The organism is Flavobacterium sp. GNP001, assembly GCF_054343775.1.
The window spans coordinates 1,387,612-1,406,069 of record NZ_JBTGUX010000001.1; the positions used below are offsets into that span (position 1 = coordinate 1,387,612).

Consider the following 18,458-nt stretch of genomic DNA (forward strand, 5'->3'; position numbering starts at 1 on the left):
GCCCTGATAGAAGCGGCATCCTCTTGTGGTAGCGCTAGCGAACACAAGAGATAAAGCGTATAGCAGGAAATAGCTTCTAAATTTACACATTAATATCTTTAAAATGCTGTTTTTTTGCGTAGCGAATCATGTTGGTAAAAGCGTCGTCATCTAAACTCGGAATTTCTAAAATTTGGTTCAGAATCTCGGTATCGTACTCGTTTGCCGCTGTTGTAAAATACGGACTCAAATGCTTGCCAATACTCTCGTAATACAATTTTTCAATCGTGTTTTGATAGGTAAAATCTTTTGTGTTTTCTATTAAAGTAAAATTAGAATAGCCAACCTCTTTCATAATCAATTTCAAGCCATTAGTCATGTTAAAACTTTTGTTGTGAACAATGTTTAACTGTTCAACATCGTCTCGTTGAAAAACTGAAACAATTACTTTGGCCACATAATCTACAGGAATAATATTTAAAACTGTATCAGGATTTACAATGAATCTCACGTTTTCTTGATCGCCTTTGCGTTGCGAGGTAAAGTGGAAAAATTTGGCCAACAAATAAAACACCATGTATTTTGAGATAAAATAGGGGTTTTCAGGAGTAAGCATATTACCACCAATTACGCTAGGACGTAATATTTGAAAAGGCAAACCTATTTTTTTACAAGCTGTTGCAATGAAATTTTCAGAAGAAAATTTGGCGTTTTCGTAAGCATTGCGGTGCTCTGGCTCAAAATTTAAGGAATGAAAATCGTTATCAATCATTCCTGTTCGGTTGCCTGAAGAAAATGCTGTTCCGATGTAAATAAATTTGGTAATGAACGGATGAAAAAGTTCAAAAATAGACTTGGTTATCGTCGTATTTTCGTTAAAAATTCTTTCACGTTGAGATTCATCCGTAGATAAATTGACCAATCCAGCCGAGTGAATAAAATACGCTCCTTTGATTTTTTCGGTTACTGTATTTTGAATATCCGCTAAATCTGTATAAATGATTTCGATAAATTTTTGAAGTTTTTCAAAACCTTGCTGAAGCAATACAGAAGGTGTGTAGCTGCTTGTCAGTAATTCTTTGATACGATCGTGGGCTGATTTTTTTCCTTTGTTTCGCGCTATCAAAAAGAGTTTTCCATCAGGATTAGAAGTGCTAAAAAGTTCTAGAATTTCATACATGACGTGCGATCCTAAAACGCCCGTGGCACCGGTAAGTATTATTTTCATTCGTTGTTTGTTCAAAAAACAAATGTAGTTTTAAAAAAGAATAAATTATTTTTTAAAACTACAAATGTATGTGTATCGAGAATTACGGATTTACATTCCTGCGGCCAGTTTATCTAGTGTATATGCAATTAAGGCATCTACTGCTTTATAAGGATCTTCGCTAAAAGTTCCAGATGCACGATTGGCAATGATTGCGTTTAACGACAAGGCATTGTGTCCTAAAAGTGCCGAAAGTCCATATATTGCTGCGGTTTCCATCTCTAAATTGGTAATTTGACTTTCTCCAAATTTAAAATTATCCATTTTTGAATTCAATGCTTCGTCTTGAATGTTCAAACGGAGTACGCGTCCTTGTGGTCCGTAAAATCCTCCAGCAGTTGCTGTGATTCCCTTGTGCATTTGGTTGCTTTCAATTACTTTTTCTAATTTTTCAGAACAAGCAATTACATACGGTTTTCCTTTTCTGAGATCCCAATTAGTATGTTTTACGAAAGCATCTTCTATCTCTAGATTCGAAACTTCGTCAATTAAATAGGAGCGAAGCATGTTGTCTAATCCCAAGCCAAATTTAGATAATACAAAACTATCCACAGGAATATCAGCCTGCAACGAACCCGAAGTTCCAATACGAATGATGTTCAAGGAAGTTAAATTCTCTTTTGGCTGACGCGTTTCAAGGTCAATGTTTACCAAAGCATCAAGCTCGTTGATTACAATGTCAATATTATCGGGACCAATTCCAGTAGACATCACGGTAATGCGCTTGCCTTTAAAAATTCCGGTTTGGGTTTTGAACTCTCTTTTTTGGGTTGAAAATTCAATACTATCGAAAAATTGAGTGATTTTCTCCACACGATTTTGATCTCCTACAAAGATGATATCGTGCGCAATATTTTCGGGTTTTAAATTCAAATGGTAAACGCTACCGTCTGGATTCAATATTAATTCTGATGATTGTATCATTTGTTTTTTTTGTTAAAGATTTAAGGTTTCAAGTTGCTCAACTGCATCTAAAAACTGAGACTGTTCACTAAGACTGTTCACTGAGCCTGCAAACTGCTCACTATCATCCGCCAACGCGTTTTACTTTGAATCCTTTTAGTTTTAATATTTCCATTATTTTATCTCGGTAATCCCCTTGAATGATAATAGAATCGTCTTTGAAAGTACCGCCAACACTCAGTTTGGTTTTGATTTCTTTGGCTAGAATTTTAAAATCTTCATCCGTTCCTTCATAACCTTCAATGATGGTGGTTGCTTTTCCCTTACGTTTTTCAAATTTACATATCATAGGTTCTTTTTGAACGTATAATTCGTGGGGTTCAGGAGCTAAAACCTCTTCTGGCAAGGGTTCGTGATCAGGGAAAAGGTTTTTTAATTGGTCTTGTAAGTCCATAATTTTATAATATTGATTATTTAACTATTAAGAAATTTAAGTTTTAAAAACTCTTGTTTTCTAGCTAGTTAAAAACAAAAAGACATCAAGCGAACTCGATGTCTTTCTTGAACTATTGAATTAAAATTTATTTTTTGATCAAACCTAAATCTACTAAACGCTCGTAAAGATAATCACCTGCGGTGATGTCTTCAAATTGTTTTGGATTTTCAGCATCGATACAGTTTTCTAGGCAATTCAATGGCATATCGCTCACTGGGTGCATAAAAAACGGAATGGAGTAACGAGAAGTTCCCCATAATTCACGTGGCGGATTTACCACTTGATGAATAGTCGACTTCAATTTGTTGTTGGTATGACGTGATAACATGTCACCTACATTAATTACCAATTCATCTGGCTCAGCAATAGCGTCAATCCATTCTCCGTTGTGGTTTTGTACTTGTAACCCTTTTCCTTGAGCACCCATCAACAATGTAATCAAGTTGATGTCACCATGAGCAGCAGCACGAATGGCATTTTCTGGCTCTGATGTAATTGGAGGGTAATGAATAGGTCTTAGGATAGAATTTCCATCTTTGGCATAATTGTCAAAATAAAATTCATCTAATCCTAATCGCAATGCTAATGCTCTTAATACAAAAACACCTGTTTTTTCTAACATTTGGTAGGCTTCTTTTCCTACGACATTAAAACGAGGTAATTCTTTTACTTCAACATTTTCAGGATACTCTGCAGCGTATTTTGAATCTTCAGACACATACTGTCCAAAATGCCAAAATTCTTTCAAATCTCCTTCTTTTCTGCCTTTGGCGTGTTCTGTTCCAAAAGAAACATAACCTCTTTGTCCGCCAATTCCAGGAATTTCATAACTGCGTTTGGTTTCTAATGGTAGGGCGAAAAAGTTTCTAATTTCACCATACAATTCTTCAACTAACTGATCATTTAAAAAATGACCTTTGAGTGCTACGAAGCCAATGTCTTCAAATGCACTTCCGATTTCATTTACAAATTTTTGTTTACGTGCCGGGTCATCCGACAGGAAATCACGCAAGTCAACACTAGGAATGTTTTGCATACTTAAATAATTTTATAAATTGCAAGGAATAAATCTTGCAGTTACAAAGATAAAGATTAATTTTAATTTCGAATTTTAAAAATTGATATTAAAATAAAAAAATATAACAAAATAAGTAAAAACTGTTATAAATTTTTATCTTTGAAATCGATACTAAAAACCTAAAAATGACTTTTGATAGAAAAAATCTCACTGACCTCGAGCTTATAACACTTTACAAAAAGCTATTAAAACCGCGTCTTATCGAGGAAAAAATGCTAAAACTAATTCGCCAAGGTAAAGTATCCAAGTGGTTTTCTGGAATAGGACAAGAAGCTATCTCCGTTGGTGTTACCGCAGTTTTAGATTCCGATGAATACATTTTACCGATGCATAGAAATTTGGGAGTATTTACAGGAAGAGATATTCCCTTATACCGCCTTTTTTCTCAATGGCAGGGCAAAGCCAATGGTTTCACAAAAGGTCGCGACCGTAGTTTTCATTTTGGTTCGCAACAGTATAAAATCATTGGAATGATTTCGCATCTCGGACCACAATTGGGTGTGGCTGATGGGATTGCTTTGGCCAATAAACTTAAGAAAAACGGAAAAATTACAGCTGTTTTTACTGGAGAAGGAGCGACAAGTGAAGGCGATTTTCATGAGGCTTTGAATATTGCCTCAGTATGGGAATTACCCGTTCTTTTTGTAATTGAAAATAATGGATACGGACTTTCTACACCTACAAATGAGCAATACCGCTGTGAAAATTTAGCAGATAAAGGCATTGGTTACGGAATGGAAAGTCATATTGTTGACGGAAATAATATTCTGGAAGTTGTAAACTTATTATCAGAGTTAAAAGCTTCTATGAAAGATAATCCACGTCCTGTTTTACTAGAATTTAAAACATTTCGAATGCGTGGGCACGAAGAGGCAAGTGGAACAAAATACGTACCGCAGGAATTAATGGATATGTGGGCAGAAAAAGATCCTGTGGAAAATTTCAGAAATTATTTGATTGAAAATGGCATTTTGAAATCGGATGATGATGTGGCGTTTCACCTAGATATCAAACAGGAAATTGAAGAACATTTGGCTCTAGCCAACGCAGAACCTGAAATAGAGGCATCTTTAACGGAAGAAATAAATGATGTATATAAACCATTTGTATTTGAAGAAGTTAAACCATCAACAGAAAAAGAAAATATTCGTTTTATCGATGCGATTTCCAGTGCTTTGAAACAATCTATGGAGCGCTTTGAAAATTCGGTAATCATGGGCCAAGATATTGCAGAATATGGTGGTGCCTTTAAAATTACCGATGGCTTTGTAGAGCAATTTGGCAAAGAGCGCGTGATTAATACACCTATTTGTGAAAGCGCCGTAGTTTCAGCAGGAATGGGACTTTCTATTAATGGTTACAAAGCGATTGTTGAAATGCAATTTGCCGATTTTGTTTCGACAGGATTCAATCCGATTGTGAATTTATTGGCAAAATCTCACTATCGATGGTTAGAAAAAGCCGATGTTGTGGTAAGAATGCCTTGTGGCGGTGGAACTCAAGCAGGACCGTTTCACTCACAAACTAATGAAGCTTGGTTTACCAAAACTCCGGGTTTAAAAGTAGTTTATCCAGCCTTTCCCTATGATGCAAAAGGCTTGTTGAATGAGTCTATTAATGATCCCAATCCGGTATTGTTTTTTGAACACAAGCAATTGTATAGAAGTATTTACCAGGACGTTCCTGCAGATTATTACACTTTACCATTAGGAAAAGCAGCTCTCTTGAAAGAGGGGAATTCGGTTACTATTATCGCTTTTGGAGCGGCAGTTCATTGGGCAATTGATACATTGGATAAAAATCCAGAAATTTCAGCAGATTTATTGGATTTAAGAACGCTTCAGCCTTTGGATACAGAAACCATTTTTGCCTCGGTTAAAAAAACAGGAAGAGCAATAATTTACCAAGAAGATAGTTTGTTTGGCGGAATTGCTAGTGATTTATCAGCATTGATAATGGAAAATTGTTTCCAATATTTGGATGCACCAGTAAAACGAGTGGCCAGTTTAGACACACCTATTCCGTTCACAAAAGCGCTTGAAGATCAGTATTTACCAAAAGGTCGTTTTGAAAATGAACTTTTTGCGTTGTTAGCTTTTTAAAATTAAAAATAGGAATTTCGGATTTTAAAAATACCCTAAAATCCAATAAATAATAATAAATAGGAGGATGGTTCCAAAACAACCGCCTCCTAATTTTTTTGCGCCATATCCGGCGATGATAGTTTTAAAAAATCCGTTCATAATTTTTTTATTAAATGTAATGATAAGTTTTTACATTCCAATCTTTTTATTGTTGTGCATTTTTTCTAAAAAAATTCATTTGTATTTGTAGCAACAAAATGATGTTTCTATTTTTGGAAAAAAATAAAAACGTAGTCATGAAGCCGCTTAACGAAAAATTATTAGTCAAAGATGCCACGATAAATAAAGTACAATTTGACAAAGAATGGTTTTATAAATTAGATGATATGGCTTTTTATTTGAAAGAAGATTTGTCGGAGGTAGAATTCATTTATTTACCAATGCTTATTGATGGAGAACAAGAGTTCGTTAAATGTTCCAGTTATGAAGATATTATGCGCGGTCGCAAAGAGATAGAGTAAAAGAAGGAGGCATTTAGCCTCCTTTTCTTGTTTAACGATTGGCCTGTTGGGCTTTTTCTTTTATTATGACGCTAATCTTGCGATTTTCTATTTTACTTTCTAGCCAAGAAATGATATCGAGATATAAAAAGGCGCGTTTTTCATAAGTGTTTTGTTCTAACTCAATAAAACGAGTTCGCATCTTAATAAATTCTTTCTTGATATCTGTCGGATAAATTGAGTTTAAGTTTTTCAAGAATTTGATAATTTCTTTTTGTACTTCATGCAAATCATTCATTTTAAGCAAAAACTTGTAGGTGTTTTTGAGCTGATTTTCTAAGTAGTAATCTTTCCCCAGTTCATAATGTGCAATCAAACACAGTATACGCGCAAAACACATTAAGTCTTCGCGCATGCTTAGATTTCTATTATTGATAATTTTTTCTAGATAAAAAATGCATTCAGCGTATTTTTCGTTTCCAAAATAAATAGAGGCAAATTTATAGTAAAACAACATTTCGTGATGTTCGTCAAGGTGATCGGTGTGCATTTTCAATTTATGCAATACTTCTGGAATCAAATACTCACTTTCGGTAAAAGTACCCTCCAAAATGTGCAAATTCAGTTTGTTATTATACACATATAAAAAGGACAAACTAGCTATATTGTCATTTACAGGAAATCGAGAATCTTTAATGGTTTCCTCTAGCAATTCAAGATATTTTTTGAACTTGGTTTTGTACTTCAACATATACAAAGATTCCAGTAAGTAATGATTCCCTTTTAAGAAAAAAACTGGATTCAAGTAGATCATACTTGGATTTTCATAAAACAAAGTCACCCATTTTAAGGCATATTTATAACAAGACAAAAAATCTTGAACCAAAAAACTACGCCACAAATTAGCATTGTAAAACCAGTATTTCTCTCGAAAACCAAATTTCTTTTCATCGAGCTTAGCGGTATGTTTTTTAAAGTAGTCATCAATATAGGTATACTCTGCATCGGTTTTTACATAACCGGTTTTGAGCATGATACCATATAGCTGCAGCGATAAGTTTGATAATTTACTAGAAATGGTATTGCGATAATTTAACTCTTTTGCTTGTACCACTAATTCATCCGCACGGCCTTGTATACTTCTAGTAATATATTGCGACTCGATCAGTTTTTCAAATTCTACGATTTCATAGGCCATTAACTTTTCATCGTTCTCCAAGGCCAGAATTTTGGTTTTATCCAAGATTTTCAAACTTTGCTTGTACAAACCTTTGTTATACAAAATAGTGGCAAAATCAATTTGCTCTCGCAATTGGTAGCGCATATTTTGACTCGGAATATTCAACCGAATACTCACTAAAATCTGTTTATACAAATAGGATTTAAGATTTGACAATTGCACTTTTTTGATACTTCCACTTTTTAAAATCAGTTTTTCATCATAAGTTTCTGACTTGTCTAAAATGTTAAATAGCTCAATGAATTTGGTATTCGAACTAGTTTCTAATCGGCTAGCGAAAATTTTAAATTGTCTTTTTTCTGACTTCGAAAGCGACTTTATCAGTACAAATAAAAAATCTTTTTGATGGTTAGCCATTGTAGAATAAAAGGGTTTATGTATTTGTAAATCAGCGATTTAATAGATTAAAACATTACTTATAAGCAGTATAATTCAAGAAATTGTGTTTTCTATCCCACCAATGAAAGATATTTTTGTTTCAAGTTGTGCAAAGTACATTAAATAAATGAAAATGAATAGAGAGAAAGTTCAAATTTTTGATACCACTTTAAGAGATGGCGAACAAGTGCCTGGATGTAAGCTTGACACGAAACAGAAATTAGTTATTGCCGCAAGGCTTGACGAAATGGGTGTAGACATTATTGAAGCTGGTTTTCCAGTATCGAGTCCTGGTGATTTTTTATCCGTTTCAGAGATTAGTAAAGTTGTGCAAAATGCAGTTGTTTGCGGATTAACTCGCGCTGTGAAAAATGATATTGATGTAGCGGCACAAGCACTTCAATACGCCAAAAGACCTAGAATTCATACCGGTATTGGAACTTCTGATTCGCATATTTTTCATAAATTAAATACTACCAAAGAAGATATTATTCTGCGTGCCAAAGCTGCTGTAGCTCATGCCAAATCCTACGTAGAAGATGTAGAGTTTTACGCGGAAGATGCTGGAAGAACCAATAATGAATTTTTAGCACGAGTCTGTGAAGAGGTTATTAAATCAGGTGCTACCGTGTTAAATATTCCAGATACAACTGGGTATTGTTTGCCAGAAGAGTATGGTGCAAAAATTAAATACCTCAAAGAAAATGTAAAAGGTATTGAAAATGTGGTTTTATCGTGTCATTGTCATAATGATTTAGGTTTGGCAACTGCTAATTCCATCGCAGGAGCTATAAATGGGGCAAGACAAATAGAATGTACTATCAACGGGATAGGAGAGCGAGCAGGAAATACGGCACTTGAAGAAGTGGTAATGATTTTTAAACAGCATCCGTATTTAAATTTAGATACCAATATTAATACTCGACAATTGAACGAAATGAGTCGATTGGTTAGTGAAAGTATGGGAATGATGGTGCAGCCTAATAAAGCAATTGTAGGTGCCAACGCATTTGCACACAGCTCAGGAATTCATCAAGATGGTGTTATAAAAAATAGAGCTACTTATGAAATCATGGACCCACTTGAAGTAGGCGTTAATGAATCATCAATTGTTTTAACAGCACGTAGCGGTAGAGCAGCATTGGCTTACCGAGCAAAAAAAGTAGGTTATGAATTGACCAAAATACAATTAGATATTGTCTATGTCGAGTTTTTAAAATTTGCGGATATTAAAAAAGAAGTAGTTGATCAAGACATTCATCAAATCATTGAGGTTTGTAAAATAAAAAAAGAATTGGTCTTAAATTAAGATAGTCCCCAACTCAAAATAAAAGTAATATGAATTTAAAAATAGCAGCGCTTGCAGGCGACGGAATTGGTCCTGAAGTTATAACCCAAGCCAAGAAAGCATTATACGCGATAGGAGTAGTGTATGATCATGAGTTTGTTTTTGAAGATGCTTTGATTGGAGCTATCGCTATTGAAAAAACGGGAATTCCGTTACCACAGCAAACATTAAACTTGTGTTTGAATACGGATGCTGTATTATTTGGAGCAGTTGATGATACGGTGCCAAATACTGCGGTAAGACCAATTCAAGGGGTATTGAACTTGCGTCAAGCACTTGGTCTTTATGCCAACATACGACCTGTGAAACCGTATGCTGATTTGCTTGATTTGTCTCCGTTGAAACGAAAAATTATAGAAGGAGCTGATTTTATTATTTTTAGAGAATTGTCTGGCGGATCGTATTTTAGTGAGAAAAAAAGCAATGAAACTGGCACTTTTGCCTCTGATCTTTGCGAATACTCTGAAGAGGAAATTATCCGAATCAGTCATTTAGCTTTTCGAATTGCACAGAAAAGAAAGAAAAAATTAACCTTAGTTGACAAGGCAAATATATTAGAAACCTCGCGTTTATGGCGCAAGGTGGTAACTGAACTTTCAGAGGGGTATCCTGACGTAGTTTTAGAATTTTTACTAGCAGATGCTGCTGCGATGCAAATTATCATCAATCCAACACAATTTGATGTCATTTTAACTGAAAATTTATTTGGAGATATTTTATCTGACGAAGCTAGTGTGATTACCGGCGCAATCGGTTTATTACCATCAGCATCTTTAGGAAGTTCGTCGGCGCTTTTTGAACCCATTCATGGCTCTTTTCCAGAAGGAAAAAATAAAAACATTGCCAATCCTATTGCCTCAATTATTTCAGCAGCAATGTTATTAGAACACTTTGGCTTGCATGCCGAATCTTTAAAAGTGTACGAAGCGGTGCAAAAAGCAATTGAACTAAACGTGGTAACAGCTGATTTGAATCCATATTCTAAATTCGGTACCAATGAAGTAGGCGATTTTATTGCCAATTATATTCTTAGCAAAGACGACTTGTATTTTAAAAGCGATAACGTGTATATCGGTCAGTCAACCATAGTTTAAAACAAACAAAAACTATTTTCAAAAACGAAACATCAATAATGGAATTAAATAAATACAGCAAAACGATTACTCAAGATGAAACACAACCTGCAGCGCAAGCCATGTTGTACGGAATTGGTTTAACCGAAGCTGATTTGAATAAAGCCCAAGTGGGTATAGTTAGCATGGGTTACGAAGGAAATCCGTGTAACATGCATTTAAATGATTTAGCAAAAGATATTAAAACTGGCGTTTGGCAAGAAGATTTAGTAGGATTGATTTTTAATACAATCGGAGTAAGTGATGGTATGTCAAATGGTACAGATGGAATGCGTTTTTCATTGGTGTCTCGAGATGTAATTGCTGACTCTATCGAAACAGTTGTGGGAGCACAATGGTATGACGGACTAATTGCCATTCCGGGTTGCGATAAAAATATGCCAGGTTCAGTTATTGCAATGGGTCGACTCAATCGTCCTTCGATTATGGTCTATGGTGGTAGCATCCATTCTGGAAAATGGAAAGGAGAATCGCTAAATATTGTATCGGCTTTTGAAGCCCTTGGCAAAAAGTTTAACAATACGATTTCACCTGAGGATTTCAAAGGTGTAATTCAAAATTCCTGTCCTAGTGCGGGTGCTTGTGGCGGAATGTATACCGCAAACACCATGTCCTCAGCCATCGAAGCTTTGGGAATGAGTTTACCCTACAGCTCGTCGAATCCAGCTTTAAGCCCAGAAAAAAAGCAAGAATGTCTTGATGCCGGAAAAGCCATTAAAATTTTGTTAGAAAAAGATATCAAACCTAAAGATATCATGACGCGCGAAGCCTTTGAAAACGCCATTACGATGGTGGCAGTTTTAGGAGGTTCAACCAATGCGGTAATGCACTTAATCGCAATGGCGCACTCGGTTGATATCGAAATTACTTTGGATGATTTTCAAAGAATTAGTGACAAAACGCCTTTGCTAGCCGACTTAAAACCTAGCGGTAAATACCTTATGGAAGACCTTCATGCCGTGGGCGGAGTGCCAGCTGTTATGAAATATTTGCTAAAAGAAGGTCTTTTACACGGAAATTGCTTGACGGTTACAGGTAAAACTTTAGCCGAAAACTTAGCGTCTGTAGCTGACTTAAATGACGGTCAAGAGGTAATTCATGAAATCCAGAAAGCATTAAAAATCACTGGAAATATTCAAATTTTATATGGAAATCTAGCTTCTGAAGGCTGTGTAGCTAAAATTAGCGGTAACGAAGGTGAGTATTTCGAAGGCGATGCTATTGTTTTTGAAAATGAACATGATGTTATAAAAGGTGTCCGAAATGGGGAGGTTAAACCCGGAAATGTGGTCGTCATTAGGTATTGCGGACCTAAAGGTGGGCCAGGAATGCCTGAAATGCTAAAACCAACCTCTGCAATCATGGGTGCTGGTTTAGGAAAAAGTGTTGCTTTGATTACAGATGGCAGATTTTCTGGTGGTTCGCACGGTTTTGTGGTTGGACATATTACTCCCGAAGCTTATGATGGTGGCGGAATTGCGCTAGTTCAAAATGGAGATATTATCACCATTGATGCAGTCAAAAACACAATCAATCTTAAAATTTCTGATGAAGAGTTTGCAAATCGAAAATCACAATGGAAACAACCAGAAACGCCCATTAAAAAAGGTGTTTTACTAAAATATATTCGCTCGGTTTCAAGCGCCTCAACAGGTTGCGTGACCGATAAATAAAAACCAATAAAAATTTCAAAAAGGCAAAATCAATAGTCTAAAAAATTAATTGTATTTACCACAAATTTTGAAATTGATATTGAAATTGCTACTGCTAGGTAAATTTACAAGAGGCAGCGGCTAAATAAAAATAGAAAATGGGAAATAATAAAATATCTGGCGCAGAAGCCGTTATAAAATGCTTACTTGAAGAAGGCGTAGATGTAATTTACGGTTATCCTGGCGGAGCAATCATGCCGGTTTATGATGAGCTATACAAATTTAAAGACGAATTACATCACGTATTAGTGCGTCATGAGCAAGGAGCTACACATGCTGCACAAGGATATGCTCGTGCAACTGGCAAAGTAGGCGTTGCAATTGCAACTTCTGGTCCTGGAGCCACCAATTTAGTTACTGGAATTGCTGATGCTCAAATCGATTCGACTCCAATGGTTTGCATCACAGGCCAAGTTGGTAAACATTTATTGGGTTCGGATGCATTTCAAGAAACTGATATCATCGGAATTTCAACTCCTGTTACCAAATGGAATTACCAAATTACTGAAGCATCTGAAATCCCAGAAATAATAGCGAAAGCATTTTACATCGCTAAATCGGGCCGTCCTGGACCAGTTTTAATTGATATTACCAAAAATGCGCAATTTGATGAAATGGATTTCAGTTACAAAAAATGTACAAGTATTCGAAGTTATCATCCCAAACCAATCCTTAATATAAATAAGGTTCAAGAAGCTGCAGCTCTAATTAATAACGCTAAAAAGCCTTTTATTATTTGGGGTCAAGGTGTCATTTTGAGCCAAGCCGAAGCCGAATTAAAAGCTTTGGTAGAAAAATCAGGTATTCCAGCTGCATGGACTATTTTAGGTTTATCAGCATTGCCTACCGCGCATCCACTCAATGTAGGAATGGTAGGTATGCATGGCAATTACGGACCCAATGTACTCACAAATGAATGTGATGTGTTGATTGCTCTCGGAATGCGTTTTGATGACCGCGTAACAGGAAACCTTGCCACATATGCCAAACAAGCTAAAATAATTCATTTTGAAATTGATCCAGCGGAAGTGGATAAAAACGTAAAAACAGATGTAGCCGTTGTAGCTGATTTGAAAGAATCTTTAACCGCCTTGCTACCTCTTATTGAAAACAACACGCATGATTCTTGGCACAATGAATTTAAATCTAAATATGAAATTGAATTAGAAGCTGTCATAAATGAGGAGTTGCAACCCAAAAAGGAAGGAATTTCAATGGGTGAAACTATCGAAATGATAAATAAACATTCTAAAGGAGACGCCATCTTAGTGTCGGATGTGGGGCAACACCAGATGTTTGCTTGTCGTTACGGGAAATTCAATACTACCAAAAGTAATGTCACATCCGGTGGTTTAGGAACGATGGGATTTGCTTTGCCAGCAGCAATTGGAGCTAAAATGGGAATGCCAAATCGTGAAGTAGTAGCTATAATTGGTGATGGTGGTTTTCAAATGACCATTCAAGAATTAGGAACCATTTTCCAAACCAAAGTTCCAGTTAAAATTGTGGTTTTGAACAATGAGTTTTTAGGAATGGTGCGTCAGTGGCAGCAATTGTTTTTTGACAAAAGATACGCTTCTACCGAAATGATCAATCCAAATTTTATAGCTATTGCCGAAGGCTACTACATCAAAGCGAAAAAAGTAACAAAAAGAGAAGATTTGGATAGCGCTGTAGCAGAAATGTTAGCATCACCTGATTCCTATTTCTTAGAAGTGATGGTCGAAAAAGAAAATAATGTATTCCCAATGATCCCAACAGGAGCATCGGTATCGGACATTCGTTTGTCATAAAAACAGTTTAAAGTTTAAGGTGTAAAGTTTTGGAACTTCAAAATAATTTCATTCAGCTTTTATACCTTAAACATAAAACTTTAAACAAAAATTAAAATGGAAAATAAAACATTTACCATCTCCGTATATTCAGAGAACAACGTGGGTTTATTGAATAGAATATCAGGTATATTCTTAAAACGCCACATCAATATTTTAAGTCTGAACGTATCTGAATCAGAAATTGAAAACGTGTCTCGATTTATCATCGTGGTAAACACTACTGAAAAATGGGTACATAATATTGTAGGTCAAATTGAAAAACAAATAGAAGTAATCAAAGCGTTTTATCACATTGACGAAGAAACGATTTTTCTTGAAAATGCGCTTTTCAAAATAGAGTCAAGTTTACTTTTTGACGAAAAACAAATTCAAAATATAATCAAAGAAAGTCATTCTGAAATTGTAACTGTAGCACGCGATTTTTTTGTGATTTCAAAATCAGGACAGCGTGCTGAAATTCAAGATTTATACGAAAAGCTTCGTCCTTTTGGAATCATGCAATTTGTTCGGTCAGGCCGAATTTCAGTCTCTAAAGAAAAAATGCAAATTTCTTCTTTGCTCGAGCAACTGTAGCAATAAACTAAAAAAAAGATTAAAAACTAAAACTATACTTTCCTAAAAAATACAAAATGGCAAATTATTTCAATTCACTACCACTTCGATTACAATTAGAACAATTAGGCGTTTGCGAATTTATGGACCAATCTGAATTTTCAGATGGAATCAATGCATTGGCTGGTAAAAAGGTTGTTATTGTGGGGTGTGGAGCCCAAGGTTTAAACCAAGGCTTAAACATGAGAGACTCCGGTTTAGACATTTCATATGCCTTGCGTGCGGATGCAATTGCAGAAAAAAGAGCCTCTTTTAACAACGCTTTCGATCACGGTTTTACAGTTGGAACCTACGAAGAATTAATACCTACTGCTGATTTGGTTTGCAATTTAACACCAGATAAACAACACACAGCTGTAGTAACTGCCATTATGCCTTTGATGAAAAAGGGTGCTACTTTGGCGTATTCACATGGTTTTAATATTGTAGAGGAAGGAATGCAAATTCGTAAGGATATCACAGTAATTATGTGTGCTCCAAAATGTCCAGGATCAGAGGTACGTGAAGAGTACAAAAGAGGTTTTGGAGTTCCAACTTTAATTGCAGTACATCCTGAAAACGATCCAGAAAATGTAGGTTTAGCCCAAGCCAAAGCCTATGCAGTAGCCACTGGCGGTCATAGAGCAGGGGTTTTGCTTTCTTCTTTCGTTGCGGAAGTAAAGTCTGATTTAATGGGCGAACAAACTATTTTGTGTGGTATGTTGCAGACCGGATCTATTTTGTGTTTTGATAAAATGGTCGAAGAAGGAATTGAGCCTGCTTATGCATCCAAACTAATTCAGTACGGTTGGGAAACCATTACTGAAGCTCTAAAACACGGTGGAATTACAAACATGATGGATCGCCTTTCGAATCCTGCTAAAATTGAAGCATTTCGTTTAGCCGATGAATTAAAGGAAATCATGCGTCCGTTATTTCAAAAGCACATGGATGACATTATCTCTGGTGAATTTTCAAAAAACATGATGATTGATTGGGCAAATGATGATATAAATCTTTTAACTTGGAGAGCGGCAACTGCTCAAACTAATTTTGAAAAAACAGCTCCAACTGCAGCTCACATTTCTGAGCAAGAATATTTTGATCACGGTACTTTACTAATTGCCATGGTAAAGGCGGGAGTAGAATTGGCTTTTGAAACCATGACCGAATCTGGAATTATTGAAGAGTCAGCTTATTACGAATCATTGCATGAATTGCCTTTGATTGCAAATACTGTTGCTAGAAAAAAATTATATGAAATGAACAGAATCATTTCTGATACAGCAGAATATGGTTGTTATTTATTTGATCACGCTTGCAAACCATTATTGATTGATTTTATGAAAACCGTAAAAACAAATGTAATTGGTAAACCATTTGCAACTTCAAACGGAGTTGATAATAGCGTACTGATTGCAGTAAATAAAACCATCAGACAGCATCCGATTGAAGAAGTTGGGGAATGGCTTCGTGCTTCTATGACTGCCATGAAAAAAATAAGTTAAATAAATAATGAGTTACCACATATGAGGATGTGGCGGGATTGGCACTATATCATTTGATTTCATAATGTCTTGAGTTAGTTAAAAAGTGTTACAATGATCGACAGGTATGGATGCTTTTACATTCACTTAGCTTTGATTTTTTTCAAAGTTAAGTGAGGTAATCCCATAATTAATCAAAAGAAAGATCTAAAAATCTAACTTATCTATAAGGTGGTAATAAATCCTTTTGTAAATTGATTTCGATAATTGTAGAAAAGGGTTTTAAAAAATATTTTAATTGTTTTTTATATATTTTTGTTTGGTAAGAGGCGCGAAGATTTTTTCTTTTGCGCCTTTTTGTATCTTTGAGTTTGGCTACAAAAACAATTAAAACCGCTGTATTTGTAATAAAATCAATCAAAATTTTTCAGTTTGGCTTTTTTTTGGCAGTATTTATGGTTTAAATAATTTTCTCAGTAGCCGCAGATTTAATACTTTTATAAAAAATTAAACTATGAGTTACTACAAAATTGATAATCTAGAACAATACTTCAAACACTACAATAAATCAGTACGCGAACCTAGAAAATTTTGGGGCAAAATAGCAGAAGAAAATTTTACTTGGTACCAGCAATGGGATAAAGTGGTCGAATTTAATATGGCCGAAGCCGATATTAAATGGTTTACCGAGGCTAAAGTTAATATTGTAAAAAATTGTATCGACAGGCACTTAGCGAAAAGAGGGGATAAAACGGCTATTATTTTTGAACCAAATGATCCATCCGAGGAGGCTCTACATATTTCATATACCGAATTACACCAAAGAGTTTGCAAAATGGCCAATGTTTTACGCGAACAAGGGATCAAAAAAGGAGATCGAGTTTGCATCTATTTACCAATGATTCCTGAGTTGGCTGTTTCGGTTTTAGCTTGCGCCCGAATTGGTGCAATTCATTCCGTAGTTTTCGCAGGTTTTTCTGCATCGGCAGTGGCGAGTCGTATCAACGACAGCTCTTGTAAAATGGTAATTACTTCCGATGGTGGATTTAGAGGAAACAAAACAATTGATCTAAAAGGAATTATTGATGATGCTCTTGATAAATGTAATTCGGTTGAAAAAGTTTTAGTCGCCAAAAGAACTCACACTGATGTAAAAATGCAAGAGGGACGCGATCAATGGTTGCAACCTCTTTTAGATGAAGCTTCAGATAATAATGTTGCAGAAATCATGGATGCCGAAGATCCGCTATTCATTTTGTACACTTCTGGTTCAACCGGAAAACCAAAAGGAATGGTGCATACTACAGCAGGTTATATGGTGTATACCGCTTATACTTTTAAAAACGTTTTTAATTACGAAGACACTGATATATTTTGGTGTACCGCTGATATTGGTTGGATAACAGGACATTCTTATATTTTATACGGCCCACTTTTAAACGGAGCTACAACGGTATTATTTGAAGGAATTCCCTCGTATCCAGATTTTAGTCGTTTTTGGGATGTAATTGAAAAACATAAAATTACTCAGTTTTACACAGCGCCAACTGCAATTCGTGCTTTGGCAAAGGAAAAAATCGAATTTGTTCAAAAATATCCTTTAAAATCCTTGAAGGTAATTGGTTCTGTCGGAGAACCAATTAATGAAGAAGCTTGGCATTGGTACAATGACCACGTAGGCGATAAGCGTTGCCCTGTTGTAGATACTTGGTGGCAAACAGAAACTGGTGGAATTATGATTGCGCCAATTGCTTTTGTAACGCCTACAAAACCAACTTATGCGACCTTGCCACTTCCTGGAGTGCAAGCGGTATTGATGGATGATAAACGCAACGAAATTGAAGGCAATCAAGTCGTTGGTAGCTTGTGTATTAAGTTTCCTTGGCCGGGAATTGCCAGAACAATTTGGGGCGATCATCAAAGATATAAAGACACCTATTTCTCTGCATTTCCAGGTAAGTTTTTTACTGGTGATGGTGCTTTACGTGACGAAGTAGGATATTACAGAATTACAGGTCGAGTAGATGATGTGGTTATTGTATCGGGGCATAATTTGGGGACAGCTCCAATTGAGGATGCAATTAATGAGCATCCTGCAGTAGCTGAATCAGCTATTGTTGGGTTCCCGCATGATATTAAAGGAAATGCATTGTACGGTTTTGTAATTTTAAAAGAAACCGGTGAAACGCGAAATAAAGAAAATTTAAGTAAAGAAATCAACCAACATATTTCAGACCATATTGGTCCTATTGCCAAGTTGGATAAAATTCAATTTGTTTCTGGTTTGCCAAAAACGCGATCTGGAAAAATCATGAGGCGTATTTTACGAAAAATAGCCGAAGGAGATTATTCGAACTTTGGAGACATTACTACACTTTTGAATCCCGAAATTGTAGATGAAATTAAAGAAGGAAAACTATAAAATAG

General features: G+C 35.6%; 15 protein-coding genes. 9 read left to right on the forward strand and 6 right to left on the reverse strand.

Features of this window, described 5'->3' with window-relative positions:
• Window positions 1-82 precede the first annotated feature (82 nt).
• From ACXX8U_RS05875 to ACXX8U_RS05890, 4 genes are all read right to left on the reverse strand, one after another.
• Window positions 83-1,207, reverse strand: a complete 1,125-nt coding sequence (locus ACXX8U_RS05875; RefSeq protein WP_458565033.1) for an SDR family oxidoreductase — start codon at window positions 1,205-1,207, stop codon at window positions 83-85.
• A gap of 90 nt (window positions 1,208-1,297) precedes the next feature.
• Window positions 1,298-2,170 carry a nucleoside phosphorylase gene (locus ACXX8U_RS05880; protein WP_458565034.1) on the reverse strand — a complete coding sequence of 291 codons (873 nt, stop codon included), beginning with the start codon at window positions 2,168-2,170 and terminating at the stop codon, window positions 1,298-1,300.
• A 103-nt stretch (window positions 2,171-2,273) separates the two neighbouring features.
• Window positions 2,274-2,603, reverse strand: a complete 330-nt coding sequence (locus ACXX8U_RS05885) for a translation initiation factor (RefSeq protein WP_458565035.1) — start codon at window positions 2,601-2,603, stop codon at window positions 2,274-2,276.
• A gap of 127 nt (window positions 2,604-2,730) precedes the next feature.
• The gene (locus ACXX8U_RS05890) at window positions 2,731-3,681 is read right to left on the reverse strand and encodes an isopenicillin N synthase family dioxygenase (RefSeq protein ID WP_314838775.1); all 951 of its coding nucleotides are present in this window, start codon (window positions 3,679-3,681) and stop codon (window positions 2,731-2,733) included.
• Between the two features lie 167 nt (window positions 3,682-3,848).
• Between ACXX8U_RS05890 and ACXX8U_RS05895 the strand changes: the two genes are divergently transcribed.
• Window positions 3,849-5,825, forward strand: a complete 1,977-nt coding sequence (locus tag ACXX8U_RS05895; protein WP_458565036.1) for an alpha-ketoacid dehydrogenase subunit alpha/beta — start codon at window positions 3,849-3,851, stop codon at window positions 5,823-5,825.
• Window positions 5,826-6,103: 278 nt separating this feature from the next.
• On the forward strand, window positions 6,104-6,328 hold the full coding sequence (locus ACXX8U_RS05900; protein WP_314838772.1) for a hypothetical protein: 225 nt from the start codon (window positions 6,104-6,106) through the stop codon (window positions 6,326-6,328).
• Between the two features lie 31 nt (window positions 6,329-6,359).
• On the opposite strand, the gene ACXX8U_RS05905 is transcribed toward ACXX8U_RS05900, so the two are convergent.
• The gene (locus ACXX8U_RS05905) at window positions 6,360-7,904 is read right to left on the reverse strand and encodes a hypothetical protein (protein ID WP_458565037.1); all 1,545 of its coding nucleotides are present in this window, start codon (window positions 7,902-7,904) and stop codon (window positions 6,360-6,362) included.
• 154 nt (window positions 7,905-8,058) lie between these two features.
• Between ACXX8U_RS05905 and ACXX8U_RS05910 the strand changes: the two genes are divergently transcribed.
• The 6 genes from ACXX8U_RS05910 (at window position 8,059) to ilvC (ending at window position 16,052) form a co-directional block, all read left to right on the forward strand.
• Entirely contained in the window at window positions 8,059-9,234 is a 1,176-nt protein-coding gene (locus ACXX8U_RS05910) for a 2-isopropylmalate synthase (RefSeq protein ID WP_458565038.1), read from the forward strand.
• A gap of 29 nt (window positions 9,235-9,263) precedes the next feature.
• On the forward strand, window positions 9,264-10,367 hold the full coding sequence (gene leuB / locus ACXX8U_RS05915) for a 3-isopropylmalate dehydrogenase (RefSeq protein ID WP_458565039.1): 1,104 nt from the start codon (window positions 9,264-9,266) through the stop codon (window positions 10,365-10,367).
• 38 nt (window positions 10,368-10,405) lie between these two features.
• Window positions 10,406-12,079: a dihydroxy-acid dehydratase gene (gene ilvD, locus ACXX8U_RS05920; protein ID WP_458565040.1), complete on the forward strand. Its 1,674-nt coding sequence runs from the start codon at window positions 10,406-10,408 to the stop codon at window positions 12,077-12,079.
• Window positions 12,080-12,216: 137 nt separating this feature from the next.
• On the forward strand, window positions 12,217-13,911 hold the full coding sequence (gene ilvB / locus ACXX8U_RS05925) for a biosynthetic-type acetolactate synthase large subunit (protein WP_458565041.1): 1,695 nt from the start codon (window positions 12,217-12,219) through the stop codon (window positions 13,909-13,911).
• Between the two features lie 96 nt (window positions 13,912-14,007).
• Window positions 14,008-14,526: an acetolactate synthase small subunit gene (gene ilvN, locus ACXX8U_RS05930; RefSeq protein ID WP_458565042.1), complete on the forward strand. Its 519-nt coding sequence runs from the start codon at window positions 14,008-14,010 to the stop codon at window positions 14,524-14,526.
• 56 nt (window positions 14,527-14,582) lie between these two features.
• The gene (gene ilvC, locus ACXX8U_RS05935; protein WP_458565043.1) at window positions 14,583-16,052 is read left to right on the forward strand and encodes a ketol-acid reductoisomerase; all 1,470 of its coding nucleotides are present in this window, start codon (window positions 14,583-14,585) and stop codon (window positions 16,050-16,052) included.
• Window positions 16,053-16,251: 199 nt separating this feature from the next.
• Here ilvC and ACXX8U_RS05940 read toward each other — a convergent pair whose 3' ends face one another.
• Entirely contained in the window at window positions 16,252-16,452 is a 201-nt protein-coding gene (locus ACXX8U_RS05940; RefSeq protein WP_458565044.1) for a hypothetical protein, read from the reverse strand.
• Window positions 16,453-16,545: 93 nt separating this feature from the next.
• Here ACXX8U_RS05940 and acs point away from each other — a divergent pair, with 93 nt between their 5' ends.
• Window positions 16,546-18,453, forward strand: a complete 1,908-nt coding sequence (acs, locus tag ACXX8U_RS05945; protein WP_458565045.1) for an acetate--CoA ligase — start codon at window positions 16,546-16,548, stop codon at window positions 18,451-18,453.
• Window positions 18,454-18,458: the final 5 nt, after the last annotated feature.

Bases quoted from the DNA above. Each gene is read 5' to 3' on its own strand.
- ACXX8U_RS05905 (WP_458565037.1), bottom strand. From the start codon at position 7,904: ATGGCTAACCATCAAAAAGATTTTTTATTTGTACTGATAAAGTCGCTT.
- ACXX8U_RS05885 (WP_458565035.1), bottom strand. From the start codon at position 2,603: ATGGACTTACAAGACCAATTAAAAAACCTTTTCCCTGATCACGAACCC.
- ACXX8U_RS05900 (WP_314838772.1), top strand. From the start codon at position 6,104: ATGAAGCCGCTTAACGAAAAATTATTAGTCAAAGATGCCACGATAAAT.
- leuB (WP_458565039.1), top strand. From the start codon at position 9,264: ATGAATTTAAAAATAGCAGCGCTTGCAGGCGACGGAATTGGTCCTGAA.
- ilvB (WP_458565041.1), top strand. From the start codon at position 12,217: ATGGGAAATAATAAAATATCTGGCGCAGAAGCCGTTATAAAATGCTTA.
- acs (WP_458565045.1), top strand. From the start codon at position 16,546: ATGAGTTACTACAAAATTGATAATCTAGAACAATACTTCAAACACTAC.
- ACXX8U_RS05895 (WP_458565036.1), top strand. From the start codon at position 3,849: ATGACTTTTGATAGAAAAAATCTCACTGACCTCGAGCTTATAACACTT.
- ilvD (WP_458565040.1), top strand. From the start codon at position 10,406: ATGGAATTAAATAAATACAGCAAAACGATTACTCAAGATGAAACACAA.
- ACXX8U_RS05875 (WP_458565033.1), bottom strand. From the start codon at position 1,207: ATGAAAATAATACTTACCGGTGCCACGGGCGTTTTAGGATCGCACGTC.
- ilvN (WP_458565042.1), top strand. From the start codon at position 14,008: ATGGAAAATAAAACATTTACCATCTCCGTATATTCAGAGAACAACGTG.
- ACXX8U_RS05880 (WP_458565034.1), bottom strand. From the start codon at position 2,170: ATGATACAATCATCAGAATTAATATTGAATCCAGACGGTAGCGTTTAC.
- ACXX8U_RS05890 (WP_314838775.1), bottom strand. From the start codon at position 3,681: ATGCAAAACATTCCTAGTGTTGACTTGCGTGATTTCCTGTCGGATGAC.
- ilvC (WP_458565043.1), top strand. From the start codon at position 14,583: ATGGCAAATTATTTCAATTCACTACCACTTCGATTACAATTAGAACAA.
- ACXX8U_RS05910 (WP_458565038.1), top strand. From the start codon at position 8,059: ATGAATAGAGAGAAAGTTCAAATTTTTGATACCACTTTAAGAGATGGC.